Origin of the sequence: Streptomyces sp. NBC_01428 (genome assembly GCF_036231965.1) — a bacterium.
In the GTDB taxonomy this organism is placed as follows: Bacteria; Actinomycetota; Actinomycetes; order Streptomycetales; family Streptomycetaceae; genus Streptomyces.
This window is the reverse complement of record NZ_CP109499.1, coordinates 8,518,228-8,538,754: the sequence shown is the minus strand read 5'-3', so window position 1 is coordinate 8,538,754 and position 20,527 is coordinate 8,518,228. Positions and strand designations below refer to the sequence as shown.

The 20,527-nt window shown below is 70.5% G+C and carries 20 protein-coding genes; 9 read left to right on the top strand and 11 right to left on the bottom strand.

Features of this window, described 5'->3' with window-relative positions; all coding sequences use genetic code 11:
- Positions 1–105 precede the first annotated feature (105 nt).
- Both OG406_RS37180 and OG406_RS37175 read right to left on the bottom strand, forming a co-directional pair.
- Positions 106–366: a hypothetical protein gene (locus tag OG406_RS37180; RefSeq protein ID WP_164370868.1), complete on the bottom strand. Its 261-nt coding sequence runs from the start codon at positions 364–366 to the stop codon at positions 106–108.
- Between the two features lie 113 nt (positions 367–479).
- Entirely contained in the window at positions 480–1,322 is an 843-nt protein-coding gene (locus OG406_RS37175) for an alpha/beta fold hydrolase (protein ID WP_329190128.1), read from the bottom strand.
- Between the two features lie 70 nt (positions 1,323–1,392).
- Between OG406_RS37175 and OG406_RS37170 the strand changes: the two genes are divergently transcribed.
- Entirely contained in the window at positions 1,393–1,878 is a 486-nt protein-coding gene (locus tag OG406_RS37170) for a MarR family transcriptional regulator (protein WP_267051855.1), read from the top strand.
- A 39-nt stretch (positions 1,879–1,917) separates the two neighbouring features.
- On the opposite strand, the gene OG406_RS37165 is transcribed toward OG406_RS37170, so the two are convergent.
- Entirely contained in the window at positions 1,918–2,325 is a 408-nt protein-coding gene (locus tag OG406_RS37165; RefSeq protein WP_329190126.1) for a YrdB family protein, read from the bottom strand.
- 126 nt (positions 2,326–2,451) lie between these two features.
- On the opposite strand from OG406_RS37165, the gene OG406_RS37160 reads away from it, so the two are divergent.
- The gene (locus OG406_RS37160; RefSeq protein ID WP_266610325.1) at positions 2,452–2,985 is read left to right on the top strand and encodes a GNAT family N-acetyltransferase; all 534 of its coding nucleotides are present in this window, start codon (positions 2,452–2,454) and stop codon (positions 2,983–2,985) included.
- A 39-nt stretch (positions 2,986–3,024) separates the two neighbouring features.
- Here the strand turns inward: OG406_RS37160 and OG406_RS37155 are convergent, their stop codons facing one another.
- Entirely contained in the window at positions 3,025–4,218 is a 1,194-nt protein-coding gene (locus tag OG406_RS37155; RefSeq protein ID WP_329190123.1) for an MFS transporter, read from the bottom strand.
- Between the two features lie 197 nt (positions 4,219–4,415).
- Positions 4,416–7,019, bottom strand: coding sequence for a PA14 domain-containing protein (locus OG406_RS37150; protein ID WP_329190121.1), 2,604 nt, complete (start codon positions 7,017–7,019; stop codon positions 4,416–4,418).
- A gap of 159 nt (positions 7,020–7,178) precedes the next feature.
- Between OG406_RS37150 and OG406_RS37145 the strand changes: the two genes are divergently transcribed.
- From OG406_RS37145 to OG406_RS37125, 5 genes are all read left to right on the top strand, one after another.
- A complete protein-coding gene (locus tag OG406_RS37145) occupies positions 7,179–8,192 on the top strand; it encodes a LacI family DNA-binding transcriptional regulator (RefSeq protein WP_081222479.1) in 1,014 nt (337 codons plus the stop codon).
- A gap of 143 nt (positions 8,193–8,335) precedes the next feature.
- Positions 8,336–9,436 (top strand): ABC transporter substrate-binding protein, encoded by a 1,101-nt coding sequence (locus OG406_RS37140; RefSeq protein ID WP_329190119.1) that lies wholly within the window; start codon positions 8,336–8,338, stop codon positions 9,434–9,436.
- A gap of 1 nt (position 9,437) precedes the next feature.
- Positions 9,438–10,979 (top strand): sugar ABC transporter ATP-binding protein, encoded by a 1,542-nt coding sequence (locus OG406_RS37135; protein WP_329190117.1) that lies wholly within the window; start codon positions 9,438–9,440, stop codon positions 10,977–10,979.
- Positions 10,972–11,934, top strand: coding sequence for an ABC transporter permease (locus OG406_RS37130; RefSeq protein ID WP_164375434.1), 963 nt, complete (start codon positions 10,972–10,974; stop codon positions 11,932–11,934). The genes OG406_RS37135 and OG406_RS37130 overlap by 8 nt, the downstream gene beginning before the upstream one ends.
- A complete protein-coding gene (locus OG406_RS37125) occupies positions 11,931–12,953 on the top strand; it encodes an ABC transporter permease (RefSeq protein WP_266610337.1) in 1,023 nt (340 codons plus the stop codon). The genes OG406_RS37130 and OG406_RS37125 overlap by 4 nt, the downstream gene beginning before the upstream one ends.
- 115 nt (positions 12,954–13,068) lie before the next feature.
- On the opposite strand, the gene OG406_RS37120 is transcribed toward OG406_RS37125, so the two are convergent.
- The 5 genes from OG406_RS37120 to OG406_RS37100 form a co-directional block, all read right to left on the bottom strand.
- Positions 13,069–13,698: a class I SAM-dependent methyltransferase gene (locus OG406_RS37120; protein WP_329190114.1), complete on the bottom strand. Its 630-nt coding sequence runs from the start codon at positions 13,696–13,698 to the stop codon at positions 13,069–13,071.
- A gap of 211 nt (positions 13,699–13,909) precedes the next feature.
- The gene (locus OG406_RS37115; RefSeq protein WP_329190112.1) at positions 13,910–14,407 is read right to left on the bottom strand and encodes an HIT family protein; all 498 of its coding nucleotides are present in this window, start codon (positions 14,405–14,407) and stop codon (positions 13,910–13,912) included.
- Positions 14,408–14,512: 105 nt separating this feature from the next.
- Positions 14,513–14,716, bottom strand: coding sequence for a cold-shock protein (locus OG406_RS37110; RefSeq protein ID WP_037622929.1), 204 nt, complete (start codon positions 14,714–14,716; stop codon positions 14,513–14,515).
- A 401-nt stretch (positions 14,717–15,117) separates the two neighbouring features.
- Positions 15,118–15,732 (bottom strand): lamin tail domain-containing protein, encoded by a 615-nt coding sequence (locus OG406_RS37105; protein ID WP_164375431.1) that lies wholly within the window; start codon positions 15,730–15,732, stop codon positions 15,118–15,120.
- Between the two features lie 368 nt (positions 15,733–16,100).
- Positions 16,101–16,553 carry an iron chaperone gene (locus OG406_RS37100; protein WP_267051846.1) on the bottom strand — a complete coding sequence of 151 codons (453 nt, stop codon included), beginning with the start codon at positions 16,551–16,553 and terminating at the stop codon, positions 16,101–16,103.
- Positions 16,554–16,717: 164 nt separating this feature from the next.
- Here OG406_RS37100 and OG406_RS37095 point away from each other — a divergent pair, with 164 nt between their 5' ends.
- The gene (locus OG406_RS37095; RefSeq protein WP_329190108.1) at positions 16,718–17,326 is read left to right on the top strand and encodes a TetR/AcrR family transcriptional regulator; all 609 of its coding nucleotides are present in this window, start codon (positions 16,718–16,720) and stop codon (positions 17,324–17,326) included.
- Positions 17,327–17,362: 36 nt separating this feature from the next.
- Here OG406_RS37095 and OG406_RS37090 read toward each other — a convergent pair whose 3' ends face one another.
- Positions 17,363–18,586, bottom strand: a complete 1,224-nt coding sequence (locus OG406_RS37090; RefSeq protein WP_329190106.1) for an MFS transporter — start codon at positions 18,584–18,586, stop codon at positions 17,363–17,365.
- 399 nt (positions 18,587–18,985) lie between these two features.
- Between OG406_RS37090 and OG406_RS37085 the strand changes: the two genes are divergently transcribed.
- Positions 18,986–20,494, top strand: coding sequence for a hypothetical protein (locus tag OG406_RS37085; RefSeq protein ID WP_329190104.1), 1,509 nt, complete (start codon positions 18,986–18,988; stop codon positions 20,492–20,494).
- The last annotated feature ends 33 nt before the right edge of the window (positions 20,495–20,527 follow it).

Here is a 20,527-nt window from a genome sequence, read left to right as displayed (position 1 = left end):
CTCGGACCATGGCGTGGGCTCGACGCACGGCGGAGCGGGCCGGTCGGCCCGCCCGGGGGCTCGGCGCCGTCGGCCGGCTCAGGATGCCGACGGCCGGGCCGGCGTTCAGGTCTCCAGGGGGTGGCCGCCGTCGCCCTCGACCACGACACGGTCCACGCCCGGCTCGTCGGCCCGCTCGACCATCGTGACGTCGATCTCGCCGTCGCCGGTGGTGTCGAACTGGTAGAGGTCGGCCTTGCCGTCGCCCGTGGTGTCGGTCATCCAGACGTCGGTCTTGCCGTCGCCGTTGGTGTCGGCGCTGAGGAGGACGTTGTGCTCGTCGCCCTGGGTCTCGACCGCTTCCTGCGTACCCTCATTCGTCTCCATGACCGCCGGTTGCCCCGGCCCGGGGGTCCGAAACAACGGGCCCTCGCGCCTGTCGCCGACCACCCGGCCCACCTCTCGCGGCGGGCGGACCGACGGGAACAGGTCGGGCGCGGTCACCCTGCCAGGAACTCGGTCAGCAGGCGGTTCAGTTCGGCCGGCCGTTCCGTCGGGAGGGAGTGGTGGGACGCCTCCGGGAGGACGGCGACGCGTGCGTCGGGCAGGAGCCTTCCGGCTTCCGCGGCCACCCGGCGTGCGGTGTGGGCACGGCTGCGCCCGGCCGCCACAACCAGCGTGGGCACGGTGCACGCCCGTACGTCCCGTGCACGGGGGCGGCGCATCGCGACGAGCTTCGACCGGTGCGCGGTGGCGGTGGCGCCGAGGAACGTCCGCCAGGCGGGTTCCTCGGGGACACCGCCGGTCTCCCACGCGTGGAAGGCCTGGACGCGCTCGGCGGTGGGGCGCAGCAGCATCGGCAGTGCTCGGAGCAGGTATGCGGGGTTCATCCCGGCGAAGCACTGGGTGGGGTCGAGCAGTGCGAGCCGGCGGAGCCTCCGCGGGGCGTGCACCGCGTAGTTGAGGGCGATCCAGGCGCCGTAGGAGTGGCCGCACAAGTCCGCCCCGTCCAGGGCGAGTTCGTCGAAGAGTGCGTCGAGCCATGCCGTCAGGTCGCGGACGCCGCGCAGCGGTGCCCCGTCGTGCCGGCTGCGGCCGATGTCGCCCATGAGGTCGGGCGCGTGGACGCGATGCGTGGCGGCGAGGGCCCCGACCGTGGCGAACCACACCACGGAGGTGGTGCCGCCGCCGGGCAGCAGCACCAGCGGGGGGCCGTCCTCGGGACCGGCGATCTGGACCCGGGTCGTCCCGTACGGGGACGGCACGTCGACGCTGTCGACGGGCACGGGCCACCGCCGCAGGACGGTGTCGTACGCGGTACGGAATCCGTTCTCGCCATCCATGATCGCCGCCTATGATTGCTCGACCAACGATAGTCTCGACGGTCAAGATATTATCATCGGGAGGGATGTCATGGACGATCGTGACCCGGAACTCCAACTCGTTCATCTGCTGCGCGCCGTCGCGGTCGAACTCGATCTGTTCGCCGGCGAGTTCGCCGGGCTGCACGGACTGCACGCCACCGACGTACGGGCGCTGATCCACCTGCTGGACGCCGCGCGCGCAGACACACCCGCGACGCCGGGATGGCTCGGTGCGCAGCTCGGGGTGAACTCGGCGTCGACCACCGCGCTGGTCGACCGGCTGGAGCGGCTGGACCTGGTCCGCCGGGAACGCGACACGACCGACCGCCGCCGGGTCCTGCTGACGGTCACCGACGGAGCCGTGACCCTGGGCTGGTCGTTCTTCGGCCCGCTGATCGCGGAGATGGTCGCCTCGATGCGGTCCTTCGACGACCGGGACCTCACTGTCGTCCGACGCTTCCTGCTGACCATGCGCGATGTCGCCGCGGCGGGTCGACGGAGTCAGCGGACGGGCGGGACGAGCGGTGAGGAATAGGGTGTGGCGGGCCCTGGCCCGTACTCCGTCGGGGGTGTCTCAGACCGACGCCGGGGGCGCGGTGCGGACCGGCGGGTTGCGGCGGAAGGTCTCCGCGACCGTTGTGTTCACGACCACGACGACCGCCAGGACGATCGCGGCGACATGGTGTCCCAGCTCGTAGAGGGCCACCGCGCTGCCGCCCAGCACCAGCGCCTTCACCAGCAGCACATAGGGCAGCGCCGGCCTCAGCCTGGCCTTCGGAGCGGCGAACAGGCCCCACAGGGCGATGGCCGCCAGCGGGACGCCCACGCCGAGGGCGACGCGGAGCACCACGTTCTCTCCGGTGCTGAATCCCCACCAGCTCAGGAGGGCCAGGGCGGCCAGTTCCAGCAGGAATGCCAGGACTTCGTTGGCGGCGAACCACCACGGTCCGGGCAGGAGGGCGGGCTCGGGGTCCTTCGGCATGACGTCCTCTCGACGTGCTCGGCGGTGCCAGCATGGCAGGAGACGGCGCGTGACGTGCGCGTTCGCCGAACCAGGTCAGGACGCCCGGGCGCTCCGGTGCTCCGTCCGTCGGGCAAGATGGGGTCCATGACCGAGATCCGCACCCCCCGCCTGCTTCTCCGCCGCTGGTACGACGACGACCTCGCCCCCATGGCGGAGATCAACGCGGACCCCCAGGTCATGCGCTGGGTCGACGACGGCGCGGTCCTCGGCCTCGATGACACGGCCGAGGCGATCGAGCGGTGGGAGGACGAGTGGGACGAGGAGGGCTTCGGGCTGTTCGCGGTCGAGCTGCTCGCCTCGGGTGAGCTCGTCGGCTTCGCCGGACTGTCCGTGCCCGAGTTCCTGCCGGAGGTGGCGTCCGACGTGGCGATCAGCTGGCGGCTCGGCACCCCGTTCTGGGGGCAGGGCTACGCGTCCGAAGCCGCCCACGCCACGCTGGAGTTCGCGCTCCAGGACCGCAACCTCGACCGGGTCATCAGCATCAACCGCGTGGGCAACGAAGCGTCGGAGAACGTCGTCCGCAAGCTCGGCATGAAGCTGGAGCGGGAGGCGGTGCACCCGGAGTACGACTTCCCTTTGAGCGTCCACTCCATCGACCTGACCGAGTTCCAGGCCTGACGGGGACCCGGCGCTCCCCCGACGGATCCGCCCGTCCTGTCAGGCGTTCGCCGGTGCCGGTCGCCGGAACAGATAGATCCCGGCGACGGAGACCAGAACCGCCATGCAGGCGATGAAGACCAGGCCCGCCCCCTCCAGCCCGATGGGGCCCACCAGCAGACCCACCCCGATCACCGGCAGCGAGATTCCCGTGTAGGCGACCACGAACAGGGTGGAGATGACGGCCGCCCGCTGGTCCGCCGGGGATGCGCCCGCCACGGTGGACAGCGCCCCGCGGAACGCCAGTCCCTGACCGGCCCCGCCGACCAGGGCGCTGAGCACCACGAGCACCATCAGGTCCCAGCGCAGAGCGCCCGCGAGCAGCGCCAGCCCGGCGAGGAGTGCGGCGCAGCCCAGCGGGAGCGACCGGGTGGGTCCGACCCGGCCGACGGCGAGCTGACCCGCGGTCGAGGCGAAGAAGGCAAGAGCGACGACCAGCCCGGTCACCGCGTGGTTGGTCACGTTCAGGGACTCCGCGAGGAACGCCGGGCTGACCGAGGTGAACACCCCGAAGAGCGCGAACCCCACGAACGCGGCGATGGCGGGCGGTCCGAACACCGCCCGCACCTCCCGGGGCAGGCGGGGCCGGTGCGGTCGCAGGCTGCTGAGCGGGCTGCGCTCCCCCACGGTCTCCCGGAGCCACAGCACGACGGCGACAGAGCAGGCCACCAGGGCGAGGTGCACGATGAACGGCAGGTACAGAGGCCAGGGGGCGAACTGTGCGAGCAGCCCGGCGAGCAGCGGCCCGCAGCCCAGTCCGCCCATGTTCGCGGCGGTCGCCACGAAGGTGGCCCTGGCCGAGCCGCCGCGGGGTGCCAGTTCCATCACGTAGGCCGTGGCGGCTCCGGTGAACAGGCCTGCGGACAGACCGGACATCAGCCGACCCGCGTAGAGCCAGCCCAGGCCGGTGGCGCACAGGAAGCAGACGGCGCTCAGCGCGGCGAAGCCGAGACCGCACAGCAGGACGGGACGTCTGCCGACCGCGTCGGAGGCGTTGCCCGCCAGGAGCAGCACACCGATGACTCCGAAGGCGTACACCGCGTAGACCACGGTGACCATCAGCTCGGAGAAGTCGAACTTGTCCTGGTAGAGGCCGTACAGGGGAGTGGGCAGGGTGGTGCCGGCCATGCACACGGCGAACACGGCACCACCGAGCAGGCACGCACGCCACCCTGGGCGATCATCACCTTCCATGCCGCCGACACTAACCGTGCCGACGCGCGTCGGCCCCGCCCGACGTGCCGGGCGGGGTCGAGCGGCCGTGCACGAGGCGCGTGGTGCGCGTCCCGGCACACGGTCCGCCTCCCCCCGTACCGGAGGCGGACCGTGCCGGGTGGCCCGGCGGTGGGTCGGGGCGGGACGCACACGGGGAGGTGTGTGCGCCCCGTCCGTCAGGGGCAGCCGGCGGGTGTCGGCTGCGACGCGTCGTGGATCAGCGCGGTGTGGGCGGCCTTCAGGCGTTTCACATCGGGCTTGACCACCTTGCGGTCGTAGGTGACGAGTCCGTTCAACTCGCCCTCCACATCGGATATCTGGGTGTAGACGGCGCCGTTGCCTCCCTTGCAGGCGAGCTGGTGCACCTCGTCGAGCCGGGCCAGGTAGTCGTCGGTGTACGTCGAGGGGTCGACGTCCACGTAGGACTGCTGGACCGACCAGGCGTGTCCGGGTACCGCGAGGCCGAGGCCGCCGTACTCACCGCTGACCAGCGCCCGTTTCCCGTCCGGATTCGGCGGGAGTGCCGGGCTCGGGTAGCCGTGCTCGTCGATGATGTCGCCGGTGCCTCCGTCGACGCCGAGGTTGATGCCCGACATGGAGTTGACGAGACGGGTCGGGTCCCAGGACTTGGCCTGGTCGGCGATACGGGCCTCGTCGTACTGGCCCCAGCCCTCGTTGAAGGTCACCCACATGACGACCGACGGGCTGCTGATGTGCTCGTCGATCATCTGCTTCATCTCGCGCTCGTACTCGGCGCGGGACGCGGCGTCCGGATTCACTCCGGCGGTCATGGCGGGCATGTCCTGCCAGACCATCAGGCCGAGCCGGTCCGCCCAGTAGAACCAGCGGTCGGGTTCCACCTTGATGTGCTTGCGGACCGCGTTGAAGCCCATCTCCTTGTGCATCTTCAGGTCGTACGCCAGTGCCTCGTCGGTCGGCGCGGTGTGCAGGCCGTCGGGCCAGAAGCCCTGGTCGAGGGTGGCCATCATGAAGACGGGTTTGCCGTTGAGGACGGTGCGCGGGGTCCCGTTCACCTGCTCCACGGCGATGGACCGCATGCCGAAGTAGCTGCCCACGCGATCCGCTCCCACGGCGACCTTCAGGTCGTAGAGGAACGGGTCGTCCGGCGACCACAGATGCGGGTCGGTGATCTTCAGAGTGAGCGGCTGTCCGGTACGGCCGGTCACCGTGGCGACCTTGCGGTGTCCGGCGTACGCGGTCGCGGAGACCGGCAGTCCGTCCTTGACGCCCTGGGGCTCGACGGTGAGCCGGCTGTTCTTCACGTCGGGGGTGAGCTTGAGCGAGTCGACGTGGTCGGTGGCCACCGGCTCCATCCACACCGTCTGCCAGATGCCGGAGGACGGGGTGTACCAGATGCCGCTGGGGTCGAGGCGCTGCTTGCCGACCGGCGGGTTCTCGCCGCCCTGCGCGTCGGTGGGGTCGTAGACCCCGACGATCAGCTCCTGGGTGCGGCCGGGCTTCAGCGCGGCGGTGACGTCGGCGCTGAACTTGTCGTAGCCGCCCTGGTGTTCGGTGACCCTGGTGCCGTTGACATAGACCTCGGCGCGCCAGTCGACGGCGCCGAAGTTGAGCTGGAGGTGCTTTCCGGAGCCGATCCTCCAGTCCGACGGGACCGTGAAGGTGCGGCGGTACCACATACGGTCCTCGTGCCGTTCGATGCCGGAGAGCTGGGACTCCACGGGGTAGGGCACGAGGATCTTCTCGGCGAGGTTCTTGCCCACGGGCGGCTTGTCGCCCGAGTCCGCGGCCGCGAACTGCCACGAGCCGTTCAGGTTGCGCCAGTTGTCCCGGGTCAGCTGCGGACGGGGGTATTCGGGAAGGGCGTTGCCCGGCCCGACGCCGTCCGCCCACTTCGTGCGCAGCTGGTACGTGGAGTGGTTGGGGCCGCTGCTCCAGAAGGCGTTGACAACGTTGCCGTCCTTGCCGGAGAGGCCGCCCTTTCCGTCGTAGCGCAGGTCGGCGGTGCCGCGGGCCGTGCCGGTCTTGTTGCCGACGACGGGTTCCTTCAGACCGACGATCAGGGACTTGGGGTCGGCGGGGTCGAGTTTCGCCGTGGACAGCGGCCACGTGGCGCCGCCGATGACGGCCTCGACGTGGTCGGTGAGGCCGGCCGGAGGTGCGGTCAGGGCCTGGGCGAAGTCGAGACGCAGGGTGCGCCCGTCCTTCTCGACCGTGGTCGCGACGGCACCGTCGTAGGCGTAGCCGTCGGGCAGCCGGAGAGCCGACTGGGGCACGGCGGCCTTGGTGCCGCCCGGCGGGGTCCAGCGCAGGTGGAGGTTGGAGCCGCCGAAGTGCTCGAAGTACTCGACCTTGATGTCGTAGGCCTGTCCGGCGGTCAGGTCGACGGGCTGGGAGGTCTGTTCCTTGTCCCAGTCGTCGACCCAGTGGTCGATGGCGAGGTGTCCGTCGATCCACACCCGGAAACCGTTGTCGCCGATGACCGAGAAGGTGTGGGCGCCGGTCTTCTCCGGCACGATACGACCGGTCCAGCGGACGTTGACGTCGTCCGACTGGCCGGTCGCGAAGGCGAGTCGCGGCTCCAGGTTGTCGAAGTCGAGGTTGGTGTCGAGGCCGGTGGCCTTGAGCTCGTGGAAGTCGAAGGCGCCGGGGGCGGACTGGGTGTAGTACTCGCCCTTCAGGCCGTGGACCTCCACGGGGTCGTCGGCGGCTGTGGCGGCGGGGACGGCCGTGAGGCCGGCCATGCCGAGCAGCACGGCGAAGAGGAGTGTCAGATGAGTTCGGAGTCTGCTGATGCGCACGGATCCTCCTTGGCTGAGGAAGGGTGGCGGCTCGTTGCTTCAGTCTGTACAACGTTGGAAGGAACGGGAGTTGGCATCACAGCACGGGTCCCGGCCGCTGTCCAGGGTCATGACAAACACCCAGGTGGCTGCGGCGCACATCGATGAAGAGGAGATCCCTTGCGGGTCAGCCTGAAGGACGTCGCCGAGCGGGCCGGCGTCTCGATCAAGACGGTTTCGAACGTCGTGAACAACTATCCGCACGTCACCCCGGCCATGCGGGCCCGGGTCCAGGAGGCCATCGACGAGCTGGGCTACCGGCCGAACCTCACCGCCCGCCACCTGCGCAAAGGCCGCACGGGCATCATCGCCCTCGCCGTTCCCGAGCTGGGCAACCCGTACTTCGCGGAGCTGGCGGGAGCCGTCATCGACGCGGCCGCCGAGCACGAGTTCACCGTGCTTCTCGACCACACGCGCGGCGACCGCGAGCAGGAGGTGCTGGTCAGTCAGGGCTTCCGGGCCAACGTCATCGACGGCCTGATCCTCAGCCCGCTGGAGCTGGAGGCGGAGGACCTGCGGTCGCGGACCGACGACGTCCCGCTCGTCCTGCTCGGCGAGCGGGAGTACGAACTGCCCTACGACCACATCGCCATCGACAACGTGGCCGCGGCGCGGAGTGCGGTACGCCATCTGCTGAGCCGCGGACGCTCACGGATCGCCTACCTGGGCGCCCGCACCGACTCGGCGAACCAGCCGGCTCATCTGCGGCTCGCGGGCTGGCGCGAGGAGCTGATGGAGGCGGGGATTCCGGCACCGGACGACCTGGTCGTGCCGGTCGGCGGCTGGGACCGGGACGAGGGCGCGCGGGGCATGGCCCACCTGCTGGATTCCGGGGTGCGTCCGGACGCGGTCTTCGCGTACAACGACCTGGTCGCGATCGGTGCGATGCGAGTGCTGCACGAACGCGGGCTGCGGGTGCCGTGGGACGTGGCGGTGGTCGGATTCGACGACATCGAGGAGGGCCGGTTCGGCGCCGTCACCCTGACGACGATCTCGCCGGACAAGCAGGCGATCGCGCGGATGGCGGTGGCCTCGCTGCTGCGCAGTCTGTCGGGCCGGACGGAGCCCGGCGGACGTGAACTGACCGCGGATTTCAGGCTGGTGGAACGCGAGAGCACGCTGGGCCGACGCTGACGGGATTTCGGAAGGAGGGCTTTACAGCCCTCTTCCAACGATGTAAAAACCTCCCCGGAACGCCAAGTACGCAGAGTTGACCGCAAGAGCCGATCATCCCCGGGAGCGCAATCAGCGCCGGGGCCGCGCCGTTTGGGGACTCCATGAAGCCGCTCACACCTCGCCATCGCACCGCCGCAAGGACCCTTCTCGCCACCGGCCTCATCACGAGCCTCGCGCTCGTCTCCGGATGCGCGAAGTCGGAGGACGACAAGTCCGACTCGGACAAGGGCTCCGCGAGCCAGGACGGCCAGGGGCAGGTCGTCGCCTCGCCGTCGACGGGTTCGGGCCCGACCTGCACCATCGACGCCTACGGCGCGAAGAAGATCGGCCTGAAGTCGGCCACCGTCGGCTTCTCCCAGTCCGAGAAGGAGGCCAACCCCTTCCGGATCGCCGAGACGGCGTCCATCAAGGCCGAGGCGAAGAAGCAGGGCGTGAAGCTCCTGACGGCCAACGCCCAGTCGCAGTTCTCCAAGCAGATCAGCGACGTCCAGGACCTCATCGCCAAGGGCGCCGACCTGCTGGTCATCGCGCCGCTCAACTCGGACGGCTGGGAGCCGGTGCTGCGTTCGGCGTCCGCCAAGCACATCCCGATCGTCACGATCGACCGCAAGATCAACGCCACCGCGTGCAAGGACTACGTGAGCTTCATCGGCTCCGACTTCCTGGAACAGGGCAAGCGGGCCGCGGACCAGATGATCGAGTCGACCGGCGGCAAGGGCGAGATCGCCATCCTGCTGGGCGCCGCGGGCAACAACGTGACGACCGAGCGCACCAAGGGCTTCGAGGACCGCATCAAGGAGAAGGCCCCCGGCCTGAAGATCGTCTTCAAGCAGACCGGTGACTTCGCCCGGGAGAAGGGCCAGTCGGTCACCGAGAACCTCATCCAGTCGAAGCCCGGCATCACCGGCATCTACGCCGAGAACGACGAGATGGGCCTCGGCGCGGTCAACGCCCTCAAGGGCGCGGGCAAGCAGCCGGGCAAGGTGAAGATCGTGACGGTCGACGGGACGCGCAACGCCGTCCAGGGCATCGTCGACGGCTGGATCGACGGGGTCGTCGAGTCCAACCCGCGCTTCGGTCCGCTCGCCTTCCAGACGCTGGACACCTTCACCAAGGGCGAGAAGGTCTCCCAGGACATCGTCATCCAGGACAGCGCGTACACCAAGGACAACGCCAAGGCCGACCTGGGCAAGGCCTTCTGACATGTTGTCGGTTGCCGGTCTGTCCAAGACCTTCCCCGGCGTCAAGGCCCTGTCCCAGGTGGACTTCACGGCCCGCGCCGGGGAGGTGCACGCGCTCATCGGAGAGAACGGCGCGGGCAAGTCGACCCTCATCAAGGTCCTCACCGGCGTGTACCAGCCGGACGAGGGCGAGGTGACGTACGACGGCGCCCCGGTCCGCTTCGCCACGCCGCTCCAGGCGCAGCACGCGGGCATCTCCACGATCTACCAGGAGGTCAACCTCGTCCCGCTGATGACCGTGGCGCGCAACCTGTTCCTCGGCCGCGAGCCCCGGAACAGGCTGGGTCTGATCGACTTCCGGCGCATGCACCGGGAGGCCGGCGCGGCGCTCCGCGATCTCGGAATCCGGGTGGACGTGCGGCGCCCGCTGCGCGAACTGGGCGTCGGCGCGCAGCAGATGGTCGCGCTCGCCCGCGCCGTCTCCGTCGACGCCCGCGTGGTCATCATGGACGAACCGACCTCCTCGCTCGAACCACGCGAGGTCCGCACCCTGTTCGGCGTGATCCGGATGCTGCGCGAGCGGGGCATCGCGGTGATCTACGTCAGTCACCGGCTCGACGAGTTGTACGAGATCTGCGACGCGGTCACCGTGCTGCGCGACGGCAAGGTCGTACACACGGGTCCCATCGCCGAACTCGACCGGCTCCGGCTGGTGGCGCTGATGCTGGGCCGGGAGATCTCGGACGTACGGGAGGAAGGGCTGACCAAGTTCGCCGGCGGTCACGACACGGAGGCCGAACCGGTCCTCCGCGCAACTGGCCTGACGGTCCGCCACCAACTGGACGGGGTGTCGGTGTCGGTGCGCCCCGGAGAGGTGGTGGGGCTCGGCGGGCTGCTCGGTTCCGGCCGCAGCGAGACCGCCAAGGCCATCGCGGGGGCACTGCCCACCGACTCCGGTCAGGTCGAGGTGGCGGGGGCCCGGATTCGCACCGGGTCGACCCCCGCCGCCATCCGCGCGGGCATCAGCCTGCTGCCCGAGGACCGCAAGGCCGAGGGCATCGTGCCGGGCCTGTCGGTCCGCGAGAACATCGCGCTCGCCGCCCTTCCCGGGCTGTCCCGCTTCGGTCTGGTCGACGAGGCCCGGATCGACCGGATCGTCGACACCTTCGTCAAACGGCTGCGCATCAAGGCGGCGAGCCCGCACCAGAAGGTCGGCGAACTCTCCGGCGGCAACCAGCAGAAGGTGCTGCTGGCCCGCTGGCTGGCCATGCAGCCGAAGGTCCTGCTGCTGGACGAGCCGACCCGCGGCATCGACGTGGGCGCCAAGGCGGAAGTGCAGAAACTGATCGACGAACTCGCCGACGACGGACTCGCCGTCCTGCTCATCTCCTCCGATCCGGAGGAACTGATCGAGGGCAGTGACCGGGTGATCGTCCTCAAGGACGGCGCGGTGGTGGAGGAGCTGACCGGCGACGCCGTCACCGAGGACCGGCTGATGCGCGCCATCGCCGCGGCGCCCGCCGCCACCGCTGTCGGCACCGGCCCAGGAGGCCACGATGACTGACCTGACGCTCGGCCGGCCGGCCGTCGACCGCGACCGTCTGCTGCACCTCCTCCAGGAGTACGGCGTCTACCTGGGCGTCGTGGTCCTGCTGCTGGTGAACACCGTCTTCACCCCGCACTTCCTGTCCACGGAGAACTTCCGCACGCAGGCGGTCCAGGTCGCCCCGGTGCTGATCGTGGCCCTCGGCATGGCGCTGGCGATCGGCAGCGAGGGCGTCGACCTGGCGGTGGGCTCGGTGATGGCCCTGTCCACCTCGCTGCTGTCCCTCTATCTCGGGTACGGGCCCTGGCTCGCCATCCTGCTCGCCCTGGTGGGCGGGGTCGTCGTGGGGGTGGCCAGCGGATCGCTCATCGCGTTCGTGGGCGTGCAGCCGATCGTCGCGACCCTCGCGCTGATGGTCGCCGGGCGGGGGCTCGCCCTGGTGCTCCTCCCCCAGCTCAAGGACGTCCGCGACCCGACCATGGCGGACCTCGGCTCGGGCGCCGTGCTGGGCGTTCCGTACCTCGTGCTGATCGCGGCGGCCCTCGCGCTGCTCGTCGCGTTCGTCGTGCGCCGCACCACGTTCGGCCGCCAGCTCCTGGCGATCGGGGACAGCCGCCCGGCGGCCAAGCTCGCCGGACTGCCGGTACGGCGCGTCCTGATCCTCGTGTACGTCTGCTCGGGAGTCCTCGCCGCGATCGCGGGCGTGCTGGCCACCGCGCGGCTGACCGCGAGCGATCCGACGTCGCTCGGCAACCTGATGGAACTCTCCGCGATCACCGCGGTCGTCGTCGGCGGCACCCCGCTGAGCGGCGGCCGGGTCCGGATCGGCGGCACGGTCGCCGGCGCCGTCCTGATCCAGTTGCTCACCACGACGCTCATCAAGCACGATCTGCCGCCGTCGTGGACCCAGATCGCCCAGGCCGTGGTGATCGTCCTCGCCGTCTACGCGGCACGGGAACGAGGAAAGCGATGACGACCGACGTGGACACTCCGGTGAGCGACAGGACCACGACCGACGAGGAGCCGCTGGGGGCGACCCGCTCGGAGCGGCTCAGCGCCCTCGCCCAGCAGCACGGCGCACTGGTCACCCTGATCGTGGCCATGATCGCCGCGTCCCTGAGCTTCGACACCTTCCTGACGTCGGACAACCTGGAGAACATGGCGCTCTCCTCGGCGTTCCTCGCGGTGGTCGCGCTGGGCATGACCTTCGTCATCGTCACCGGGGGCATCGACCTGTCGGTGGGCTCGCTCTTCGCGCTCGGCGGAGTGCTGGCGGCCTGGGGATCGCAGTACGGGACGCTGGTCGCGCTGCTCCTCCCGCTGGCCGTCTGCGGACTGATCGGTCTGGTCAACGGACTGCTGATCGCCCGTTCGCGACTGGCTCCCTTCATCGTCACGCTCGCGTCCATGCTGGGCGCCCGGGGCATCCTGCTCTCGGTCACCGACGAGGGCTCCCAGACCTATCTGGTGGACAAGGGGTCCTTCTTCGCGAAGCTCGGCCAGGGCACCTTCCTCGGCATCGGTGTCCCCGTGTACATCACGTTGGCCCTGTTCGTACTGGGCGCGGTCGTGCTCCGGCGCACCCGCTTCGGGCAGTACGTGTACGCGGTCGGCGGGAACGAGGACGCGGCGGCGCTGATGGGCGCCCCCGTGGCCCGTACGAAGATCTCCGTCTACATGATCTCGGGACTGTGTGCCGGGCTCGCCGGGGCGCTCAACGCGGCCTGGCTGGTGTCGGGCGTGACGATCCTCGGTTCCGGCATGGAACTGGAGGCGATCTCCGCGGTCGTCATCGGCGGGACGCTGCTCACCGGAGGGTTCGGCTTCATCAGTGGCTCCCTGGTCGGCGTGCTGCTGCTGAAGGTCATCCAGAACGTCATCAACCAGATCGGCTCCCTCGACTCGGCCTACCAACAGGTGGTCAGCGGGGCATTCCTGGCCGTCGTCGTGATCGCGCAGACCTGGCTGGGGCGCAGGCGTCGGGTGCTCTGAGGGTGTGTCGCAGTACCCCGGCCGGCGCGGGCGCGGCAGGCGGGAGTACGGGCGCGTCGGCCGGACGGGCGTCCGCGGTGGTCACCGCGGACGCCTGTCCGCCGTCGATGCCGGCTCAGGTCCTCGTCATGGCCACGCGCCAGGCCCGGATGCCCACCTCGTCCAGGGTGATCTCGATCGTCGCCGGCTCGATGACGTCGATCCGCAGCGCGCCCTCGAACGCCTCCGTGATGTCGTCGCGCGACAGCCGGTGCGGGCCCCTGCGGCCGGACTCCGGCTCCCGGTCGCTGAAGCAGAGCATGAAGTAACGCCCGCCCGGGCGCAGGGTCTCGTGCAGTCCACCGGTGAAGGCGGGGCGGTCGTCCGGGGCGAGGAGGTGGAACAGCCCGGAGTCGAGCACGGTGTCGAACCGCTCGCCCAGATCGGTGAGCCGACGGGCGTCGTGGTGCAGGAACCGCACGGCGGCCCCGCGTCGCTGTGCCTTGTCCTCGGCGGTCCGCAGTGCCGTGGCGGCGAGGTCGATGCCGGTGACGTCGAGGCCGAGGCCGGCGCACATGAGGGCGTGTTCGCCCGTTCCGCAGCCGACGTCCAGCACTCGTCCCCGGATGGCGCCCGACCGGGCGAGATCGAGGAAGGCCGGCTGCGGGCGCCCGATCTCCCAGGGCGGTCGGACGGCGTACAGATCGTCCAGTTCCTGCCAGGGGTTGGGTACTTCGGGGTCTTCGGGCGGTGGCTGTGCGGTCATGCGAGCGGCCTTCCACCGCTACCGCCGCCCGGCTCCGGTCCGACGCGTGTCACGGCAGCGCTCCGGCGGCCGACTCTACGCCGAGGGGGCTCGTCATGCCGGTCGTGACCGTCGGCCGGGGTGAGGCGTCGCGTGCGCGGGGAGCGGACGTCGGCTCAGGGTGCGGGTGCCCGGCAGGCGGGTATCGCTACGGGGGCCACGTCGCTGCCGGTCAGGTGCCGGTGGCCGGGCCGAGGTGGTCCCGCAACCGGTCGCAGACCCGCTCCACGTCGGGCACCGGAGGCAGTTCGCCCGCCTCACCCATGGCGAGTTGCAGCGCGGGCCCGTAGGTGTCGAAACGGTCCATGTTCGCGCGGGTGACCGGCTGGACGACGAAGTGGATGTGTCCCGGTGCCCCGCCGACGTGCGACCACAGGCACACGTACACCTGTTCAGGATCCATGACCGTGGTGACGGCGGCGCTGACGCGCTGGAGCAGGGGGCCCAGTTCGGCGGATTCCGCCGCGGTCAACTCGGCGACGTGCAGCACGTGCCGCGTCGGCTTCACGACGACGGTTCCCAGGCCGAAGGGGCCGACACAGTGCTCGACCGCCCAGGCGTCCGTACGCAGGACGGTGCCGCCCGGCAGTGGGGTGTCGCCCGTCATCAGGTCGCACGCGAGACAGCCGCGCACCGGTCCGGGCTCCTCGCCCCACCGTGCTTCGACCATCCCGTACCCGGCCTTTCGTGCCTGGTCACGTGCATGGTTGCCGGCCGGGCACGGTGTCTCGGGCGTGAACGCTCCGTGAGACACCGTGCCGGTGTCGTGCCGGGATCAGGCGGGGGTGATGTTCTCCGCCTGGGGGCCCTTCTGGCCCTGCGTGATGTCGAACGTCACGGCCTGGCCCTCCTGGAGCTCACGGAAGCCGGTGGCGTTGATGTTGGAGTAGTGGGCGAAGACGTCGGGGCCGCCCCCGTCCTGCGCGATGAAACCGAAGCCCTTTTCGGCGTTGAACCACTTGACGGTTCCGCTGGCCATGCCAATGCCTCTCAATTCAATGACGGATCCGCACCACGCGGACCCGGAGGTGGTCGTCCTGGTCCTCGGGCACTGCACAGCAAAACGCCCGCACCAAAGCGCGGGCGAGGACTGCGAACCACGACATCTGCGGGAGACGTTACACGGAGACTTCACCCCTCACCAGAGAGCAAGGACCCTCAGGTGAAACAGTGTTGCCCGGGGTTACGGACATTTCGGCGTGAGCCGCCACAGGAACCGCGGACGCGCCCGTACGCCCGAACGGGGAAGACCCGCACCGGGGGGTGCGGGTCTTCCGGGGCGAGGCCGCCGACCGGGATCCGGTCCGGTGGGCACGGGGCCTGGCAGAGCCCCGACGGCGTCGGACGGTGTCCGTGGGCGGCCTCGCGGCCAGGGGGTGGTCAGCGCCCGTCGTGACCGCGGCCGCGGTCGTGGTCGTGACCGTGCTCCTGGCCACGGCCGGTGTTGCGGTCGTGGTCGCGGCCGGTGTTGCGGTCGTGGTCTCGACCGTGGTCCTGGCCGCGGCCGTTGTCCCGGTCGTGGTCACGGTCGTGGCGCTGACCCCAGGAGACGCTGTCGACGAAGCGTCCGTGGTCGGTCTTCAGCGTCGCGACGTCGGAGCGGTTGTCCCACACCTCACGGCGGCGGTCCTGGAACAGGTCCTTCGCGGTGTCGTGGCCGACTCCGGTGTGGACGCGGACGGTGGAACGGGCCGCCAGGCGGTAGTGACGGAACGTGTAGCGGTTGCCGTCCCGGTCGGAGAGGGTCCAGCCGTTCAGGCTGACGGCGCGCCACGTGGAGTTGGTGACCTCCACCCACTCGCCGTTCAGCGAACCGTTCGAGCGGTTGTCGACGCCGGGTGCGTCGCTCTGCACCCGGCTGATGGCGACGGGCGACCGCTCGGCACGCGGCCCCGGGGCGGCGGAGGCCGACACCGCGGCCGAGCCGACCAGGGCGCCGGCGGCCAGTGCCGCGGCCACCAGACGGCGGACCGGGACAGACGTGTAAACAGACATGAACGCTCCTCAAGGTGCGAGAGCCGGTCACGCCTCGCGGCATCACCCCTGGAGAAGGGCGGAGTCGAAGGTGCGACCTGTGCGAATCCCGGCCCTGTCGGCCGAGGACCCACAACTTCCTCCTCGCACCCCCCGCACGACGGGCGACACGGGAGTGCTGTTACCAATTGCGCACATATCGGTTACAGAAGACTGCATCGTCAATTTATGCACTGAATAAGGATGAATAACCCACTCCGGGCGTCAACTCCCGTACACCTCACGTCATCCGGTCGTCGCCGGGTCGGGCCGCTCCCCCAACCCCGTCGGGCCGCCACCCGAAAGTGGGTAACAGCCCCGGCGCCGCCGCCGGGCGCCAACAGCCGGTGTCAGCCCACCGCCTGCTTCACGAGGGCCTCGATACGCTTCTCCACCGCGTCCGTCACGTCGGTGAGGGCGAAGGCGGATGCCCACATCGGCCCGTCGTCCAGCTTCGCCTGGTCGCTGAATCCGAGCGTCGCGTAGCGGGCCTTGAACTTCTCCGCACTCTGGAAGAAGCACACGACCTTGCCGTCCAGGGCGTAGGCGGGCATGCCGTACCAGAGCTTCGGCGCGAGGACGGGAGCGCTCCTCGTGACGACGGCGTGGACGCGTTCGGCCATGACCCGGTCGGCGTCCGGCATTTCGGCGATCTTCGCGAGCACGTCCCGCAACGCCTCGGCGGCCTTGTCCGCGCTCGATCCCCGGCGCGCCGCCTTCTTCAGCTCCTGGGCGTGATCCTTCATCGCGGCCCGCTCCTCGGCCGTGAATCCCTCGTGCTTGCCGCTTTCGGTAGCGCTCATGGCAGATCTTCCCCTTGAGAATCCGACGAGGCGGGCTCGTGGGCGTCCGTCGTGCCGACGCACCACCGCTCCGGTAACGACACGCAGCGTGCCGATCGAGACTGAATACTGTTCGCCGCGACGGCCGTTGTCAACGGCACGAGGCGTGTCGATAGAGTGCCGGTATGAGTGACACGCCTGCCACACCACGGCGCCGCGGCCCCGTCCGCACCGAGGCGCTGCTCAAAGCGACCCTCGACCTCGCGACGGAGGTGGGCTACGCGGGCCTGAGCATCGAGGCGGTCGGGCGACGGGCCGGCGTCGGAAAACACACGATCTACCGGCGCTGGCCCTCGAAGGCGGCCCTGCTGCTCGACGCGCTCAGCCGGGTGTGGACGAGCGACCTGGACTACCGCGACACGGGGGACGTCCGCGCGGATCTCCGGGAGCAGTTCCTGCGTTCCGGACAGGCCCTCTCCAGCCCTCCGATCGGCCCGGTGTACCGAGCGGTGATCGCCGAGGCCCAGGCCGACGCCCGTCTGCGGGAGACGCTGCACGAACGGTTCCTGGTCACCGTGGAGCGGAGCACGCTCGACCGGATCACTCGCGCTCAGCACACGGGCGAACTCAGCCCGGGAGAGGACCTGGAGTTCGCGGCCGAGGTGCTGTGCGGCGCCCTGTACTACCGCAGTCTGCTGTCGGCCCGACCGATCGACGAGGCCGCGGTCGACGGCCTGCTGGACATGTTCATGGCCGCCTACGGGACGGCGGGCCGGGCGCCCGGTGGCGCGTAGCGGCCCCGTCTGCCGCCGACTTGGACACGGGAGGCGTCATGCGGCCCGGGCGAGCGGCGTCGGAACACCGCTTCGGTGGCGTCGGGCCCAGCGGACGGCGAACGGCGCGGACAGTCCCGTCAGCGCGAACAGCAGTCCCACGACGTACCAGCCGGGGCGGCCCCAGGTGATGCAGAGCGCGATGAGGAGACCCGGGCCGACGGCCTCGGCGAGGCCCGCACCCAGGCCGAAGACCCCCAGGTACTGGCCGGTGGCGTGGGGCGGTGCGAGGGCGAAGGACACTTCGAACCCGGCCGCGGAGTGCCACAGTTCGCCGAGCGTGTGGACGACCACGGCGGCGATGAGCAGGGTCGCGGCGGCCCATCCCGGCACCCCTGCGGCCATCGGGACCATCGAGCAGGAGACGAGGAACGCCACCCCGGCCCGGCAGTAGGCACGACCGCCCGCTGTCGGGGAGTCGACGCCGCGGCCGGCCCGTACCTGGAGGGCCACGACCATGACCGTGCCGGTGAGCATGGTGCCGGAGATGAGCCAGTGCGGGGCCTCGGTGGCGCCGACCAGCCAGAGCGGGATGGCGACGGTGAGCACCTTGAACTGGATGGCCATGACGCCGTCCACGGCGGTGAGCAGCAGATAGGGGCGGTCCCGCAGGGCGCTCCGGCGGGGTCCGTCGAGGGGCTCGGCGACGGGTGCGACCGGCGGGAGGAGGGACAGGAGCGCGGCGGCGACCAGGAAGGCGAGGGCGTTCCCGACGACCATGAGCTGATACGCGGTGAGGGTGCCCACCTGCACGACCCAGCCCGCGACCAGGGCGCCGAGGGAGACGCCGACGTTGGTCACGGCGCGGAGGTAGGCTCGGAACTCCTGCGGCCGCTTCCCGCCGTGGTGCCTGATGAGCGGGGAGCGCGCGGCCGTTCCCGCGGCTTTCGCCCCGGTGGCCGCGCAGACGGCGAGCACGAACGGCCAGAAGCTGTCCGCCAGGACGAAGGCGGCCGTGCTCAGGGCCTGGATCAGAAGGGTGGCGATGTACACACCGCGCGCTCCGCACCGGTCCGCCAGATGCCCCACCGCGACACCCAGGGCCAGCGCGACGCCCCCCGCGATGCCGAGTCCGAGTCCCACCCGGCCGGCGGGCAGGTGGACGGCCTGCGTGAAGTACAGGACGCCGGCGGTCAGGTAGAGGCCGCTGCCGACGGTGTAGACGAGGTTCGAGGACGCGAGGACGCGCTGGGGTCCGGTGTCCGGGATCAGGCGGGGCATGGCGGAACTCCACGTCACGGGGCGAGGAAGTGCTGCGGGTAAGGACCCCTAGAGCTTGTTGCATATTACTTGCAAGAGCAAGAGGGTCGCTGCCAATGGAGCGATGCCTGCGCCCGTTCCTGTCCGGCCGAGCCGTTCGCGCGACACCAACGGGAGCGCATCGTCCGACACCAACGGGAGCGAATCGTCCGGAAATTGCGACGCTCGGGTGCGCCGTCGGGGGGGGGCGGACGCGGTCGGACGGCGCCGGGGGAAGTGCCCACGCGGCGGCATACCCTCTGTCGCCGCTCGCCGACTGAACGTACGCTGACAAGTTCTGGAACGTCGGGCGTGATTGACGGGGGGAACGTCATGTCCTGGGATCAGCACGGATCAGGTGACCACTTCGTGGTTCCACCGATGCCGACGGCACCGCCACCCGCTCCGGCGGACCCGTGGCGGGCCGTCGCGGTGGCGCTCCTCAATCTCTCGGGGCTCGGGCTCGGTTACGCCGTCCTGCGGCGCTGGCTGCTGATGGCCGTGTGCTGGGTCGCGACGGCCGTCCTGCTCCTCGTGGCCCTGCCCGCGGACCCGGACGGTGTCCCGGGCTCGGCGGTCGTCATCTATGTCCTCTTCCTGCTGCTCGCCGCCGCTCACGGCGCCTCGGTCGGCCTGCGGACGCGCTTGGCCCTGTTGCCGAGTGCCCTGATCGCCGCGGTGCTCGGCCTCGTGCTGCTGGCCGTCCCGGCCGGCGGGGCCGTCCTGTACGGCGACGCGCGGGACGAAGCCACCGAACAGATGCTGCTGGACCGGCTGGAGCGGGCCGACCATCTGGTCGAGCAGTCCGGGAAGCAGCCGTTCCGGACGGTCGAGGCCGACTACCGCCGCGCCCTCGCCGCCTACGACGGGCTCAGCGACGACCACCCGGACTCACGCGCGGCCCAGCAGGTCCCGGACCGGCTCAAGACGTACTACGCCACGGTCGCCACGCCCTACGGGCAGAAGGACTACTGCGCCGCCGTAGCTCCGTTGGAGTACCTCCGTACGGTCCCCCGCACGATCGCCAGGAACAAGCTGGGCGACCTGACCACCTGGCCCGACGACCGGCTGGCCACGTCGCTCTACACCTGCGCGGCGACGTCGCTCGGTGCCGGGGCGGGCGACTGGACGACGCAGTTCGGCGAACTCCTGTCGACGTTCCCCGAGTCCGAGCAGGCGGGCAGGGTGGAGCCCGCGGTGCGGGACGCGGTCGACAAGGCGGTCAAGTCGGTGGGCGGTGACGACCCCTGTGCGGCGGTCGCCCGGCTGGAGACCCTCGGTACGCAGGTGCGGGGGCTGCACGGCGAGCAGGCCGGGCTGGACGACGCCTTCGGCAAGGACGCCGACAGGGCGGCGCGGAGCGCGAGTTCGGGTACGTACACCTGCGGGGTGGACCAGTACAAGGAGGCGAAGTACACCGAGGCCGTCGCCACGATGAACGCCTTCGCCAAGAGCAATCCGCACGACAGGAACCGGGCGCGCGCGCGGAAGATCGCCATCGCCGCCGAGGTGGCCCAGACGGTACCCGCCGCCGGCAAGCGGCTGCCGGGCACCGGCTCGGGGGGCAGTATCGCCGTGACCGTCAAGAACGACAGCCCCGACGACATCACGGTCCTCTACACCGGACCCGTGACCGGCAGCTTCACCCTCAAGGCCTGCGGGAAGTGCTCCGCCTACTCGCTCGGCAGCACCATCGCCATCGGCTTCAAACCGTGCAGCGACAGCGGCAGGAACTACCCCCACAGGACCATCCGCCTCCCCGTCGGCACGACCTACTTCGTCCACAAGTCCCACGCCGGAACAGGCAGGACGCCGGCCTCGGACACGGCGAAGCTGCGACCGGGGTACGTGTACACGGAGTGCGCGTACACGACGAGTTACGGGTATTGAGTCCGGCGCCCACCGGCCTCGGGCTCCTCACGT